This window comes from Geobacillus subterraneus (assembly GCF_001618685.1).
GTDB lineage: Bacteria > Bacillota > Bacilli > Bacillales > Anoxybacillaceae > Geobacillus > Geobacillus subterraneus.
This window is the reverse complement of record NZ_CP014342.1, coordinates 2899095-2914166: the sequence shown is the minus strand read 5'-3', so window position 1 is coordinate 2914166 and position 15072 is coordinate 2899095. Positions and strand designations below refer to the sequence as shown.

Below are 15072 nucleotides of genomic sequence, written 5' to 3'. Positions count from 1 at the left end.
GATACGTTTTTATCGTACCTATGAGGGATTGAAATCTGCGCGTACATAAGAAGCATTTCTGCGGTGGTTTTTGGGTTTTTATCGTACCTATGAGGGATTGAAACAGATCATCCAACACATCCGCCTCCGAGTCCAAAATGGTTTTTATCGTACCTATGAGAGACCGGAACGTCAGCGCACTATTTTTGCGGAAAGATCCTTATCCCTCCACTTTCTATCTGTTTTTCTTTCCCTATCTTCCTCGAAAAATTTTGACCCACAATCGCTAGTTCAGCCCATTTTTTATGCGAAGTTTTCCAGAAGGCTGGTGAAAAACAGCAGTTTCCCTTGATCAATGGGTGAACGTGTGCAAAGAAGGAACGATGCTACAGTTTTTTCTATTATTTGAGAAACGTTATTGAGAAGCGGCCTACTCCCTTAAATCACCAGCCTTCCAAAATGTCTTTCCGCAGTAGAGGATTCACCGATTTGTTATGAATTAAGAAAATAATAAAATCACTTGCTTGAATTTTGGAAAATAGTTTAAAATTGGTATAGAAATAGATATATTTTCCTGGTTTGTTCATGCTAGATGGAGATTTGAAGAATAGGAGAGAGATTGGCTTGTATCAGCACATTGTATTGACATGCGGCGTTTCGTTATTGACGGGGGCTAGGAATGTCTTTTCGGTGAATCGAGACGAGACGCTAGGGGAGATTCGTTCTTGGATTCATGACCGGGACGTGGATGAACAAAAACAAAGCAAGATAGATCGTTGGTTGCGCCATGCCCGGCAGTTTGCTCATGAGGCCGCTCAGCAGCCTAACCGTGTTTGTGCAGAGTATTCGATGATTTACGAGCTTCATCGACAAGGAAAACTAGGAGAGAGACCGACGATCGTTCTCATTGTTACGGACACGGTTGGAGGGCGGGTCGTTGAGGCGATGCTTGTCCATTTGCTTGAACGGGATTTTAAAGCGAATGTCCGTGTTGTGTATGTAGAAGTAGATGTGAACCATCGGAGGCGATTGCAAGAAACGCTGGGAGAGTATATGTCGAAGGTTGCGAATGCCCTGATGCACGGCGAGCCATCGACGACTTGTTTTGCGCCGATCGGCGGGTATAAAGTGATGACTTCGCTTGGCTATATTGTTGGGGCATTCTTAAACTATCCAACTGCTTATATGCACGAGGATGGACAAGTTTTGCATGAAATTCCACCCGTACCGATTCACATCGACGAACAATTTGTGCGCCGTTATTTTGAGTTGCTTCGCAAGTGCCAAATGGATTTGGTGGCGATGAACGAGCTTTCCTATCAAGAAAAGCAATGCATTGAACAATACCCTTCCTTATTTTATCGGGATGCAGAGTTCGTTTGTTTGAGCGCGTTTGGCCAGTTTTTGCTCGAGCATGAAAAGTATAAGCATCTTTTTGAAACGTCTTATTTTGTATCGCGGCAAGTGGCCGATATGCTTCGGCATAATCGTCATCAGTCGCTATTTGTGTACCAACAGATGCAAGAACTAGTCAAAAAATTAAAATATCGTGAAGGCGACGCTTCGGTTTTGTACCATGAAAAATCGTTTGAAACGATTGATCCGCGCAAAGCCAAATATCACTTATACAAAGGGGCAAGCAACGGCCAAACGGCGTTTCGGCTCGCCTATCGGTATGTCGAAGAGGAAGACCGCCTGTACGCCAATTACTTATGGCTCGATCATGACCGGTATGAGCGGGAGGCGGTGAGAGGAAAAGGGATTTATGAAGACGATTCATCATTTTCGGATGTGACGGCGCAACTGGTAGGGACGGGGGGATCATGACGATGGGAAGACATGTGTTGTTGTCATTTTTAGGGTTAAGTGACTATGAATATTGTTTTTATACGTATGAGGGAAAAACTTCCTCGTATACCCGTTTTGTTCAGACGGCGGTGTACGAGCTGTTGCACGGCGAGCAACCGATGGATGTCATTGTGTTTGCGACAAAAGAAGCGCGGGAGCGAAATGGAGAGGACCGCTTGAGAGGGGAAGAGCAGCTGGAAGGACTAATGACCGCTTTCCGCCGCATCGCCCCTGAAGCGAATGTGAAGATGGTTGACATTGACAACGGTCAGGATGAACGGACCAATTGGCGGCTGTTTGATCGCGTTATGTCAGAAATTGGGGAAGGGGATACGATCTATTTCGATATTACCCATAGTTTTCGTTCCATTCCGTTTGTAGCACTCATTGTGTTGAATTATGCCCGCTTGGTGAAAAAGGCCGAGATCGGGGCAATTGTGTATGGCTGGTTTGAGGTGCTGGGGCGCCCGATGGATGTTAAGCAACTGCCGCCAGAAGAGCGATTGGCGCCGATTGTCAATTTGACGAGCATGGCCAGCTTGCTTGATTGGACGAATGGCGTCGACCAGTTTTTGCGTACGGGGGATGCGGCGTTGATTCGGGCGCTGACGGAAAAGGAAAACCGTCACGTCTTCTGTGATCCAACGGCAAGCCGAGAGCTGCGCAACGAGGTGGCGGCGTTAAACAAGTTAGCGAAACAATTGGATCAGACAGAAAAAGCGATCCGCACGTGCCGGAGTTTGGACATTGATGAGGAAGTGCGGAAATTTCGCGAACAACTGGCGCGTGTCCGTTCAGCGCCGACCGAAGCGGTCAAACCGCTTGTTCCGCTGCTTGACGAAATGGAAAAGAAGTATGCCATTTTTAGTGATGATCCGATCATCAACAGTTGGCAAGCGGTTCGGTGGTGTTTGAATCATGGACTCATCCAATCAGCGCTAACGATGCTTGAGGAAAACACAGTGACGGCGATTTGCCGGGCGTTTTCGCTCGATGAACGCAAGGAAGAGGTGCGGAATGACATCCATTCGACCATTCAAATCGTGCTGCGTCGGATTCCGAGGGACGAATGGCGGGTTCATTCGTTCGAGTTGGTGGAGCGGATGGCGAATGCGCTTGACTCTTATCGGGAGGAATTGAAGCCGTTTGGCCAAATCAAAGAGCTGCGCAACGATATCAACCATGCGGGCACACGTCCCAATCCGCTGCCAGCAGAAAAGTTTATGCCGAAGGCGGTTGCGCTGTTTGAACAATTTTCTTCATTTTTTGAGCGGATGTCGATGTTGGCAAAGTCGATGTCAAAGTAAAGGGGAGCAGATGATGGAACGTTATGAATCGGCTACGGCGACCGCTGTTGTCGAATCGCCGTATCAGCTTGTATTGTTGACGCCAGCGGCCATTCATGGAGCTGAGCCGCGGGCCCAAGCCGAGTTTCGCCTCCCGTCGCTGCGGGGGGTGTGGCGCTATTTTTGGCGTACGCTCCAGGATCAGCCGAATGTCAATGACCTGCTTCGGGAAGAGGAAATCATGTTTGGTGGAACGAGGGTGATGAAGCAGCAGTCTCCTGTTCATCTATCGATGTCAGAGACGGTGCAGGGAGCGAAAAAAGAAAACATTTTGCCGCACAAGTCGTCTTCCTTCACTGTGCCCGCCCTTTCAGCCGGAAAAGAAGTGACAGTGACGGTTTCGGTGCGGAAACGGCATGAATCAAAGTTGGAGATGTATGAATGGTATTTCCAGTATATGCTTCATCTCGCCGGGATCGGACAACGATCGCGCCGCGGATTTGGGGCGGTGCAGTGGACAGGACACGAGTGGAACACTGTTGAAGAATACGCCAATAGTTTACATACCGTGTTGAGCCATCTCGGGGTGGCATCGGCGTTTTCCTTCGCAAGTCGCGGCTGCATCGTAGCGCGAACCGCAGCTGTGAAGACGCCCCACCCGATATTATTCGCTGTCTGGGTCGGGGAAGGAAAAGATAGCGCGAGCGAAGTGCTGAAGGGGTTTGGAAAAGCGTCCCATGAGGCCAATCGGTACGGAACGCTCGGCTTTGTGCACGGAAGGGATAAGCTCGCTTCGCCATTATGGTGCACAGTAAGGAAAATCGGCGGACGGTATTATCCGATCATCTCAGAAGTGAGGACGAATGAACAGCGGTACAATGAGCCGCGTTACGAACAAGACCGGAAGCGGTTTTTGGAAATCGTTGGGGTGAGGGTATGACGAATCGATATATTGTTCTTTTTACGGTGGGACCTGTACAGTCGTTTATTGCATCGGCCCGCAAAACAGAAGATTTTTGGAGCGGAAGCTATATTTTGTCGCATCTGGTAAGAGAGGCGATGAAACGCTTTTACCAATATGGTGCCGGCTGTGAGATGATTTATCCGCTAGTTGGAAAAGAGGAACTGCGCACGCTCTCGCTTCGTGAACTTCGTGTTGCTTCGCTCCCCAACCGCCTAACAGCGGTTATGGAAGGTACAGAAACTGACGTTTGCGGTTGGTTGCGGGAAACCGAACAAGACGTCCGCAATGTGTTTCTCGATTTCTGTTTTCAAGCGGTCTCACGCATGTTCCCGCATCTGTCAGACGATGAGCGGCAACAGCTTGAAACGATGGTGGAGCAGCAAGTGCAATCGTTTTTGGAAGTTTATTGGGTGGCGGAACCGTATGAGCCATCCGCATCATTCCGAACTGTGCGTGAACGGGCTGAACGCCGATTAGGCGCGTTGAAAAATGAGAAACATTACGCCTCTGTTCCCCAGCAAGGGCTTGTTTGTTCTGTCTGCAAGGAACGGGAGGCGCTGCGTCTAGAAGAAATCGACGATTTTGATCGTTACGGCGAAATCAAGAGGAAAACGGCAAATTTGTGGAAGAGAAGGGCTGGAAAGTTTCAAGGAAGAGATGGAGACGGTGAAGATGAACGGCGCGTTGGCCGCGTGAAAGACAATGAGTTTTTATGCGGCATTTGTTTAGGGAAGCGTGTTGCCCGTGATTACTTCACGGACTTGTTCGGAGCGTCATTTCGGCCGTTCCCATCTGTGCTGGACATCGGTTCGGGCGATTACTACGCGGTGCTTATGATGGATGGCGATAACATGGGCAGATGGTTTTCCGGAGAACAGAAAGAAGAATACAGCCGGACGAGTCAAAAGCTCGCTCGCTTTTCCAAAGAAGTCGTTCCTCGCATTGTCGAACAACAATGTCATGGTGAGCTTGTCTATGCAGGCGGTGATGATGTGCTCGCCTTTTTGCCGGTCGATGAGGCGTTAAAGGCCGCTGAGCTGCTTCGCTTGGCATTCAGTGATGAACAGCAAGGGTTAGGGGAAGGGGCGACGGCTTCGTTCGGATTGGTGATTGCCCATAAAAAAGCGCCGCTGCAGCATGTGCTAAATGAGGCAAGAGCACTCGAACAAAAAGCGAAACAGTACCGTAACGAACAGACGAATCAGCAAAAAGACGCCTTGGCACTGGCGGTGCATACTCGGTCGGGTGAGATTGCCGAAGCCATACTTCCGTGGATGATCAAAGGAAAAATGGCATCAAGCCGGTTAGAACAATTCGTTGCCTTGTTAAAGACTTCAATCTCACCGAACTTTATTTTCCACTTTACCCAAGCGTTTGCGCCGTTGTTGCACGAAAAGGACTGCCCGAAATGGGAAAACCGTGACATGCTGGCCGTTGAGCTTCGCCGTCTGCTCAAGCGATCAGTGAAAGAAGGGAATCAATGGAAGGAACGTGATTTGCGCAGCCATACGGATGCGCTCATGGCGCTGTATGATGCCGTGCCACGCGGCTATGATTTTTTGCATTTGTTAAAGATGTTGACCTTTTTTAGACGGAGCGAGGGGAGCGACGTATGACCAAGCTGACATTGAGGCCGACCGATACGTTTTTTTTCAAAAATCATCATGCCACACAAGCAGGGGAAACGACCGTCATGGAGCCCATGTTTCCGCCGCGGCCGAACACGATTTACGGGGCGTTGCGGGCGGCGTATATTTACACACACAGTTCGTTTGAGGACTTTGCCAGAGGCGCAGACGAACATGTGAAGCAATGGATGGGCACGCCGAACGAACATGGGGCGTTTCGCCTTCATTATTGTGGGCTTGCGGATGGGGATCAGCTGTTTTTGCCTCTCCCACTTGACTATCAAGTCGTTGAGGAAGGGGAGTCGCTCACAGCGTATCCGTTGGAGCTAGTCAAGGATCGAAAACCCGCTTCATCGTCCCCAGGATGGCGGCTTGCCTCATCACGGAGGGAGAAAACAAAAAGTTCGCAACATCGCTACGTTTCTGTCGATGAATGGAAACGCGCGTTACTCGCTAGTCAGCCGATCACCTCGCTTCGATCCTTATCGTCATTTATCGTGCGCGAAGCGAAAGTGGGCATTCAATTGGATGACAGCAAACGAACCGCCCGCGAGAAATTTTTGTACCGGGTGGAGAAAAGCCGCTTTTTAGGCGATGCCTCGCTGGTTGCTTACATCAGTGATGAGCCGGACTTTTCTGCCGTGAAATGGGCGCGGATTGGCGGTGAGAACCGCCCTTGGTCGATTCGGCAAACGCCGGAGCAGTTTCGTTTATGGAGCGTGGACGAAAGGAAGACCCTTGAACAGACGATTCAACGGACAAAACTAGCGAAAGTCGTGTTTTTGTCCCCTGCCATTTTTTCAAACGGTTCCCGCCCTGCCACCTTTGACGGCGTGCATTGGAGATGGCCGAATGGCGCAACCGTTGAATGGCTTGCTTCTGCCATTGGCCGTCCAGAGCTGTACGGTGGGTGGGATATCGTCCATCATCGCCCAAAACCACGGAAATGGATGGTTCCGGCCGGTTCTGTCGTTTACGTGAAGGTGGAGCGTGATGAGGAACTGCCGCTTATTTTCTCGGTCCTTGACGGCATTCATCTGACCGATGAAGGAGCCGAAGAAGGTTTTGGCTTTGCGATTGTAACCAGTGCCAGTGAAAGTGAGGAGGAGTTGTAATGTATTCCATTGTTCGTCCGTTTGTTTTGCATGCGGTTACGTCTGTCCACGCGGGAAGTGGAAGTGAAATTGGGCTTGTCGACTTGCCGATCCAGCGTGAGAAACATACTGGTTTCCCGAAGATTGAGAGTTCCTCTCTCAAAGGAGCAGTGCGGTATCATATGGTACAAGCGTTGCCGGAAGAAAAGAAGGAGCTCGACCTTATTTTTGGAGCTGACCGAGGGGAGGAAAGTGTCACGCAGGCGAGCGCTATTGCATTGAGCGACGCTCGTGTGCTATTGTTCCCTGTCAAATCGCTTCGCGGCGTGTTTGCTTGGATTACATGCCCTCACGTACTTGAACGCTGGAATCAGGAAATGAGCATTCACCAAGAAACAATCAGCAAAGAGAACGCTTTTCAACCGCTTCCAGTTCCAGCGCCAAATACGGTGAGCAGTGACCGGTTGATGGCCGTAAATGGACGCATCGTCCTTGAAGAATATACGTTCGACGTCACGATTTCACGAGAGGCCCAACAGCTTGCCGAACAGTTAGCGACTCTCATTGGCGAATACAGCCGCCTCCGTCTTCCAGAACGTCTTGTCGTGCTGTCTGACGATGATTTTGTCGATTTTGTCAAACTATCGACGGAAGTCAATGCACGTATTCGCATTTCCCACGAGACGGGAACGGTGGACAATGGGGCGCTTTGGTACGAAGAAAATGTGCCGCCGGAGACGTTCTTTTACAGCTTCCTTTATATTGGCCATGCGCGCGGCAACGGAATCAATGGACTGACCACCGCGAACGACATTGAACAGTATTTAGTGAAAAGCGGGAAATTTCCGTCTGTCTTTCAATTGGGCGGAAACAGTACGCTAGGACGTGGAATGATGAGAACCATTTGGCTGTAAATGGAGGAGACAAAGATGAAAAAAACGGTGCAACGGGTTGGGATTGAGAATGGACGCGCCGCTTTCGCGTTCCAAGAGGTCAAACGGGCGAAAGAACAGTTAAGGGAGAATTTTGAAACGTATCGTTCGTACGTGAAAAAAATGCCGTCTCTCATTCAAGTGAACGGCCTTGGGCAAACATTGGCGTTTTATTTCCAAAAAAAGAAACAAAACGAGTATAAAGTGATTTATCATACGCTCGCAAAATGGATGAAAGAGCAGTTTCCTGACCAGTTCCCAAGCGGGAATGAAGAGTTGGTGGAAGTCATCGTCCATTTATCGAGTGCAGAATATCGGCTATGGACGATGGAGGCGGTCGCGTTGCTTGATTGGATGCGCAAGTTTGCCGACGGGATGGCGAAGGACGATGGCGGGACGGCGGAGTAAGGAGGAATGAGCATGCTTTTTCATCCAAAAGACACGCGGGACGTCATGCAGGCCGCCAGCAAGTCCATGGCCCATTTGGCGTACCATCTCTATTACTTTTTAGAACATGAGTGGAACGATAAAAAAAGAGTGTGGGAGTTATCCAAACGACTAAAGCCTGTTCCGATCCTTCCAGAACTCAAAGCAGTGGGAGAACAGTTGCGGGCGCAGCGTGAACACGCCATGGCTGCATGGGCGCAAACCGGGCATGTCAAAAAGCTCAAAGCACGCCTTGCCGGTCGAATCATCCATGGCCTTGGTGCTGGCCATGTCCGCGAGACCTCATTGACGATCCATCCCGTATACGGACTGCCGTACATTCCCGCCTCGAGCGTAAAAGGACTTGTCCGCCACTGGTGGATCGAAGCATACGGTCAAGGGGAAGAAAAAAGCCTTTCCGAACAGAAGATCGGAAGGGACGTGTTTGGAACGCAAGAAAAGAAAGGCATGGTTCAATTTCACGATATTTTTCTCATCGATGGGCTGCAACTCGTCCGCGATGCCCTTGCTGTGCATATGAAAGAGTATTACGAAGGGAAAAAGGCAGCGACCGATGACCAAAAGCCCGTCCCTGTTTCGTTTTGGACGGTCACGGCCGCTGAGGTGGAGATCTACTTGACAGCAAACCGCTCGGCACAAAGCGATGAAGAGGCGAAGCGTCTGCTGGAGGAAGCCGCGGCATGGACGAAGGCGGCGCTGACAGAATGGGGAATTGGATCGAAAACATCATCGGGCTATGGCCGATTCATCGATGTGGAGGATGTGACGGAAACGGAATTTCTTCCCGTTGTCCGAAAAGAAACGATGCGGCTTGAACAGCGGAAAAAAGAGCAGGCATTGCTGGAACAGCGGAAGCGCGAGGAAGAAGAGCAAGCAAAACTTGCCCTGCTTTCCCCAGAAGAACGGCTTGTCGCTGAAATCGAGCAGCTCACCGACAGCCAAGCCGATCAGCAGCGCAGCAAAGACATCCTATATAGTCAAGTCATCCAACAACAAAACAAACAGGCCGCTCAAGCGCTGCTTGCGTATTGGCAACGGATCGGCCAATGGGAAAAAAGCGCCAGCAAAAAGCAAAAAGAAAAAATCAACGTCATTCAACAGCTGCTTAACGGCTCATAACCAAACCGCCTTTCGTTTGTCGTCGACCTCCAATCACGCAAAAACCCCAGGGGGTCGACGACATTGGTTTTGATCGCCTGATCCCTACAGCCATCAAGGATAGACTTGATTGACAGAATCTTCGAAACGTGTTATTCTGATGATGACGTTGAAGGGAAAAGGTTGATATGACAACACTTTTTGGGGTTTTTATCGTACCTATGAGGGATTGAAACGCCACGTTTCTGCATTGAGCAATTCAATGAGTTTGTCGGTTTTTATCGTACCTATGAGGGATTGAAACCGTACATTTGATACCGAATATGTAGACGTTGACATTGGTTTTTATCGTACCTATGAGGGATTGAAACACCTCATCATGTTCAGTTATATAAACATATCCGTTCGTTTTTATCGTACCTATGAGGGATTGAAACACCTACATGTTTGACGCTCAAATACAAAGATACTACGTTTTTATCGTACCTATGAGGGATTGAAACCTTCACCGAATACAAACGCTTCATCGTCGCGCAATTGTTTTTATCGTACCTATGAGGGATTGAAACCCGTATGGATTGACAGCTATGGCGGCAGTGTATTCGGTTTTTATCGTACCTATGAGGGATTGAAACCTTCACCGAATACAAACGCTTCATCGTCGCGCAATGTTTTTATCGTACCTATGAGGGATTGAAACCCTTTATCCTCCGTCCGAGACGGTCGGGCGGAGTGGTTTTTATCGTACCTATGAGGGATTGAAACAACATCTATATCAACAGTGGCGGCGGATCCGTCTTGTTTTTATCGTACCTATGAGGGATTGAAACATTGCCTCTTTCACTAAAGCAGGTGATAGGGTTTGGCGTTTTTATCGTACCTATGAGGGATTGAAACAAGAACCTTGCTTCGTTCGCCAGCTCCCCAAGCTCCACGTTTTTATCGTACCTATGAGGGATTGAAACGCCTCGTCCGCAAAACAACGCTCACCGCAACACCTCGTTTTTATCGTACCTATGAGGGATTGAAACGCAGCCCAGCTTGCGGCACTCCTAGTTGAGTGCGCAGTTTTTATCGTACCTATGAGGGATTGAAACTTCGGCAGATGATCAAAGAAGGCCTGGAATCCGGGATTAGATTCGGCACAGCGAACCGGGAAATCTGCTTGTGTCTACTATATACATGCAACATAAAGAGTTAACTTCTCATCCTGCACACCCTAAGCGTTGCAGCACTTCCTCCGGACGTTCGTGGATGTAGTGGACAAACCGAGCAATGGCCTGGACGATATCGTTTCGATTTTTGTGAAACACATTGGCGATCACGGTGTCTTTCAGCCATTTCCACAAGCGTTCGATCGGGTTCAGTTGCGGAGAATACGGAGGAAGGTAAATAAAGTGAAAACACTGTCCTTCTTCCCGCAAAAACTCCTTGACCATTTTGGCATGGTGAATGCGGGCGTTATCCAACACCAAAACCATGAGACGGTCTAAATAGCGCTGTTTGAGCATTCTCAAGAAATCCAAGAACGTCGCGGCATTGGCAGCGGTCGTTTGATGAAGCACCGTTTCGCCATCGTGGATGTTGACCGCGCCAAACAGCGATACGTGGGCATGATGGCCGAACGTCGGCACTTGTTTTTGGCGGCCGACTTCCGACCATGTGGACCGCAAGACATGGTAAGAGCGGATATGGGTTTCATCGATGTACAGAAGAACAGCATCTTCTGTCTCCTTGGTGATCAAGTTTTTTTTTTATCAGATCCATTTGTTTTTCAAATTGCTTTTGCTCATCCGGATTTCCTTTCGCCAGTGTGTACGTCGGTCGTGTCCACGACAGCCCTTTGCGGTGCAGGAGTTTTCGCAACGCTTCGCGGGAAATGGAAACACCGAATTGCTTTGCGACATAGGATTGCAGGAGTTTGGTGTTCCACGCCGAAGCGACGTCCCAGCCCAGTTCCGCGGGAGTGGTGGTCAATACAAGCTGTTTGATCTTTTCTTGCTGTTCTTCCGTGAGAAACGGCTCCCGCCCGGGGGCGAAATCCCGATGAAGCAGGAGTTCAAGGCCGCCTTCGTTGAACAGCGACACATAATGGGAAACAGTTTGTCGGCACACGTTGACCATGGAGGCCACCTCTTTGCCCAAATAGCCTTCCATGACCAGGCGAACCGCCATCACCCGTTGGCGAAGAAGGGTGTTTTTGATTTTCCGTTCCTGTTTGCGAAGTGTCCGAGGTGTCCATCCATGATCGTTGGTGATTTTGAGACGTTTCATGCAGAATTCCGCTCCTTTTCCATACTTTTCCTTAGGAGCAGTATAACCGGAGTGGGAACCACTTATACGAAGGTTAACTTTTCAATGAGCATGTATATAGTTGCAATGAATGAACTGGGGGTGAAGAAACCATGATCACGATCTATGACTTGATCGGCTACATTCAAAACATGGACAACATGGACAAATTGGATGAAATCATCAGTCGATGGTACTTTCAAACGTCTGTCTGGACATCACAGGTGAAAGAAGAAGTCAAAAAAGCGGTGGTCGAAATCCTACAACTAGGCGAACCTAAAGTGTACCAGTTTTTTGTGGATATGTACGGTCTTAAAATGTGAAGTTTTTATCGTACCTATAAAGGGATTGAAACGTCATCCCGGTCGTGACAATTGGAGTTCCTTCTGCCGTTTTTATCGTACCTATGACGAATTTCTCACTGTGAGCAGGATGCCGCCTTGGGGACGGCGAATAGAAAAAGAGAGACCATCAAGGTGAGGTGATTGAATGGCGATTGACCATGATCGGCTGTTCAAAGAGCTGATCCGCACGTTTTTCGAAGAGTTTCTGCTCCTCTTTTTCCCCGACATGCACGAGCATATCGATTTCCACCATCTGTCCTTTTTATCCGAAGAGCTGTTTACTGATGTGACGGCTGGCGAAAAGTACCGCGTTGATCTGCTGGTCGAGACGAAGCTGAAAGGCGAAGACGGGCTGATCATCGTGCACGTGGAAACGCAAGGGTATGTCCAGCCGACGTTTGCCGAGCGCATGTTCCTCTATTTCAGCCGCTTGTATGAAACCTACCGGACCCGCATCGTCCCGATCGCCGTCTTCCACTATGATTCTCTCCGCGAGGAACCGTCTGTGTTTTCGATGGAATTTCCGTTTGGGGAAGTGCTGCAGTTTCGCTTTTTTCCGGTGGCGTTGCGGAAGAAGCAGTGGCGGGAGTACATCCGGCACGACAACCCGGTCGCGGCTGCGCTGCTCAGTCAAATGGGGTATACTGAAAGAGAGAAGGTGGAGCTGAAAAAAGAGTTTTTGCGCATGCTGGTGCGGTTGGAGCTCGATGAGGCAAGGCAGCGGCTGCTGCTTGGGTTTTTTGAGACGTACGTGAAGCTGACGGAGGAAGAGGAACAACAGCTGCAAAGCGAGGTGAAGGCGATGGAAACGAAAGAACGAGAGAAAGTGTTGGAGCTGATCATCTCCTACGAGCAAAAAGGGAAGAAAGAGGGGCTGGAAGAAGGGGTAAAACGCGGCCTTGAGCAAGGGATGAAGCAAGGAATGAAGCGGCTCATTGAGACGATGGCGCAAAAAGGGATGACGGCCGCCGAGATTGCCCGGTTGGTTGATCTTTCTGAAGAAGAGGTTCGAAGCTTGCTGAGCGAGTAAGAGGGAAAGGGGGTCGATCTCATCCTGGTGTTTCCTGTTGAATGAGTAAGAGGGAAAGAAGAAGGCGGTTATCCACCGCCTTTTTTTCATGAAGTTTGACTTCAGCCGCTTGTTCCGTGAGAATCGTACCACGTGATTTTTATAGGGGAGGGAAAAAGGTTGTCCATGGCCTTTTTTTCCTTAATCGATGTTTTGCGTGAAACAGATTTTTTCAGGAGTTATGTGGGCCCCTCTTGGAGTTGGGCAAGCGTTACGGAGTTTTGATGCATAACGATTATGTGGGCTATGTGCCAATTTTTTCGTCTGTGGTTTGAACGATGATTTATAATCACTAAATATTATAAATTTTTATACCATATTTCCTGAAATATGGTATAATGGAATTAGTTCTCATGATGCGGAGGGGTGATAGATTGATCGAAGCGATCGCCCAAATTGGGAAGATAGTGCTTGAAAAGCAAGGAGAGGGGTCAGTGGTGGATCAGTTGGTGGAGAACCCCGGCTATCCTGCTTGTGTGCTTGTTGCAGTGCGTGCGGACGAAGAAGGGAATGTTGTCTGGGAAGGTTGCGAGATTGAGGGATGTGGAAGCGATTACAAAAAATATTTGTTTCGTTCCGGTTCGTCTCGCGGAGCCAACTATTCGCCGACGGCGAAAATTACAACGATTGAAAATACATATGAACAAAAAGTCATTGGCTGGTTTCGAACGGTTACCCGCAAAATGGATCATCCCGTTCTTCGGGCGATTGAGCAATTGCTTGTGCAAAAAAAGGAAGCGATCTTGCAGGAGTTGAGGGAAAAACTCTCTCTCTCAACCGATCGTTCCCTTATTTCTCTAAAAATTAACGGCTCCTATTTATATGACTGTGAGCCGTTTCGCGATGCTTTCTTGCATCTAGTTCACGAGAAAGATATGGAGTTGTCGGCTCGGGATCAAGTATGCGCTATTTGTGGGGAGCGCAAAGATACGGTCATCGGAAAATTATCCGTGTTTCGGTTTTATACGTTGGACAAGCCCGGATTTATTACAGGAGGGTTTGACGAGGCCAAAGCGTGGCGAAATTACCCCGTCTGTTTATCTTGCAAAGCTCATATTGAAGAAGGAAGAAAGTTTGTGGAGTCCCATTTGCACTATCGCTTTTACGGTTTTTCTTATTTCGTCATTCCGACATTGCTCATTCCGGCTGGCAAGGATGTATTGGATGAATTGCTTCAATATTTGACAGACGGAAAGAAAGACATTCGCGTTCATCAAGAGCAGGCAGATTCCTTTATGACGACGGAGGAAGACTTGCTTGGGCTCATGCAAGACTATGATAATTCCCTGTCGCTTCAGCTGTTGTTCTTGCAGAAGATTCAAAGTGCCGAGCGGATTTTGTTATTGATTGAAGATGTGTTGCCGTCGCGAATTAGTGAATTGTTTCAAGCGAAGAAAGCGACGGAGTCTCTTCTGTATAGAGAAGGGGACCATCCTTTTCACTTTGGCTTTCTTCGCACCTTTTTTCGGCCGGGTGTCTATGATAAGTACTTTTTGCAAGTGGTGGAGTATGTATTCCAAAAGAAGCCCCTTTCGATCTCGTTTTTCGCTCCCTTTTTTATGGAGCAGCTTCGGGCTGATTTTTATGATTATGAGGCTGGCGATTGGTCGTTTGTCAACAAAACACGTCAAGCGCTTGCGGTTGTGCTTTTTTTAGAGCAGGCGGGCGTGCTGGTCAGGAAAGGAGAGAAGGCGGTGCAAGGGAAATTTGCGCAGTTGTTTGATGCGTACGGGGGACAGCTGGAGTCTCCGGAAAAACAAGCTGTTTTCCTGTTGGGGGCATTGACGCAAATGTTGCTTGACATCCAGCAACAAAAACGGGGAAGCAAGCCATTTGTGAAGCAATTAATGGGGTTGAAGATGGACCAGAAGGCGATCAAAGGGCTGCTTCCGAAGGTCATCGGAAAACTCGAAGAATACGAGTCTTACTATGCGAGCCATCGACAGTTGGCGGAAGAAATTTCCCATTTATTCCTATCCTCTTCCCCAAGATGGAAATTATCTGTCGATGAATTGAATTTTTATTTCGCCTGCGGGATGAACTTATCGTGGAAGGTCAAAGAAATCGTAGCGAACAAGGAGGAGAAATAAT

13 protein-coding genes and 2 CRISPR repeat arrays (1 of these 15 cut by a window edge) are annotated in these 15072 nt (G+C 48.8%); of the genes, 11 read left to right on the top strand and 2 right to left on the bottom strand.

Annotated features, from left to right (window positions below):
* Positions 1 to 170: a CRISPR direct-repeat array (repeat unit 30 nt; unit sequence GTTTTTATCGTACCTATGAGGGATTGAAAC) (it extends 1734 nt beyond the left edge of the window).
* A 433-nt stretch (positions 171 to 603) separates the two neighbouring features.
* The 8 genes from GS3922_RS14140 to cmr6 are packed head-to-tail and all read left to right on the top strand — an operon-like array spanning position 604 to position 9297.
* Positions 604 to 1806: a putative CRISPR-associated protein gene (locus tag GS3922_RS14140; RefSeq protein WP_063166867.1), complete on the top strand. Its 1203-nt coding sequence runs from the start codon at positions 604 to 606 to the stop codon at positions 1804 to 1806.
* Positions 1807 to 1808: 2 nt separating this feature from the next.
* On the top strand, positions 1809 to 3134 hold the full coding sequence (csx2, locus tag GS3922_RS14135; RefSeq protein WP_063166866.1) for a TIGR02221 family CRISPR-associated protein: 1326 nt from the start codon (positions 1809 to 1811) through the stop codon (positions 3132 to 3134).
* Positions 3135 to 3144: 10 nt separating this feature from the next.
* A complete protein-coding gene (gene cmr1 / locus GS3922_RS14130; RefSeq protein ID WP_089135010.1) occupies positions 3145 to 4053 on the top strand; it encodes a type III-B CRISPR module RAMP protein Cmr1 in 909 nt (302 codons plus the stop codon).
* Positions 4050 to 5693, top strand: a complete 1644-nt coding sequence (cas10, locus tag GS3922_RS14125; protein ID WP_063166864.1) for a type III-B CRISPR-associated protein Cas10/Cmr2 — start codon at positions 4050 to 4052, stop codon at positions 5691 to 5693. Before cmr1 ends, cas10 begins: the two co-directional genes overlap by 4 nt.
* Positions 5690 to 6820, top strand: a complete 1131-nt coding sequence (locus GS3922_RS14120; RefSeq protein ID WP_063166863.1) for a type III-B CRISPR module-associated Cmr3 family protein — start codon at positions 5690 to 5692, stop codon at positions 6818 to 6820. The genes cas10 and GS3922_RS14120 overlap by 4 nt, the downstream gene beginning before the upstream one ends.
* On the top strand, positions 6820 to 7713 hold the full coding sequence (gene cmr4 / locus GS3922_RS14115; protein ID WP_063166862.1) for a type III-B CRISPR module RAMP protein Cmr4: 894 nt from the start codon (positions 6820 to 6822) through the stop codon (positions 7711 to 7713). The genes GS3922_RS14120 and cmr4 overlap by 1 nt, the downstream gene beginning before the upstream one ends.
* 15 nt (positions 7714 to 7728) lie before the next feature.
* Entirely contained in the window at positions 7729 to 8139 is a 411-nt protein-coding gene (gene cmr5 / locus GS3922_RS14110) for a type III-B CRISPR module-associated protein Cmr5 (protein WP_063166861.1), read from the top strand.
* A gap of 12 nt (positions 8140 to 8151) precedes the next feature.
* Complete coding sequence (gene cmr6, locus GS3922_RS14105; RefSeq protein ID WP_063166860.1) at positions 8152 to 9297, top strand: type III-B CRISPR module RAMP protein Cmr6; 1146 nt, start codon at positions 8152 to 8154, stop codon at positions 9295 to 9297.
* 185 nt (positions 9298 to 9482) lie between these two features.
* Positions 9483 to 10373: a CRISPR direct-repeat array (repeat unit 30 nt; unit sequence GTTTTTATCGTACCTATGAGGGATTGAAAC).
* Positions 10374 to 10481: 108 nt separating this feature from the next.
* Here the strand turns inward: cmr6 and GS3922_RS18285 are convergent.
* Together GS3922_RS18285 and GS3922_RS18280 are read right to left on the bottom strand one after the other, a co-directional pair.
* Positions 10482 to 11021, bottom strand: coding sequence for an IS630 family transposase (locus GS3922_RS18285; protein WP_063166859.1), 540 nt, complete (start codon positions 11019 to 11021; stop codon positions 10482 to 10484).
* Entirely contained in the window at positions 10975 to 11550 is a 576-nt protein-coding gene (locus GS3922_RS18280) for an IS630 family transposase (protein WP_063166858.1), read from the bottom strand. Before GS3922_RS18280 ends, GS3922_RS18285 begins: the two co-directional genes overlap by 47 nt.
* 131 nt (positions 11551 to 11681) lie before the next feature.
* Between GS3922_RS18280 and GS3922_RS14090 the strand changes: the two genes are divergently transcribed.
* The 3 genes from GS3922_RS14090 to GS3922_RS14080 all read left to right on the top strand — a co-directional run bounded on the left by GS3922_RS14090 (position 11682) and on the right by GS3922_RS14080 (position 15071).
* A complete protein-coding gene (locus GS3922_RS14090; protein WP_042382650.1) occupies positions 11682 to 11891 on the top strand; it encodes a hypothetical protein in 210 nt (69 codons plus the stop codon).
* Between the two features lie 166 nt (positions 11892 to 12057).
* Positions 12058 to 12942 carry an Rpn family recombination-promoting nuclease/putative transposase gene (locus GS3922_RS14085; protein ID WP_021321902.1) on the top strand — a complete coding sequence of 295 codons (885 nt, stop codon included), beginning with the start codon at positions 12058 to 12060 and terminating at the stop codon, positions 12940 to 12942.
* Between the two features lie 413 nt (positions 12943 to 13355).
* Positions 13356 to 15071 (top strand): TIGR02556 family CRISPR-associated protein, encoded by a 1716-nt coding sequence (locus GS3922_RS14080; RefSeq protein ID WP_063166857.1) that lies wholly within the window; start codon positions 13356 to 13358, stop codon positions 15069 to 15071.
* Position 15072: the final 1 nt, after the last annotated feature.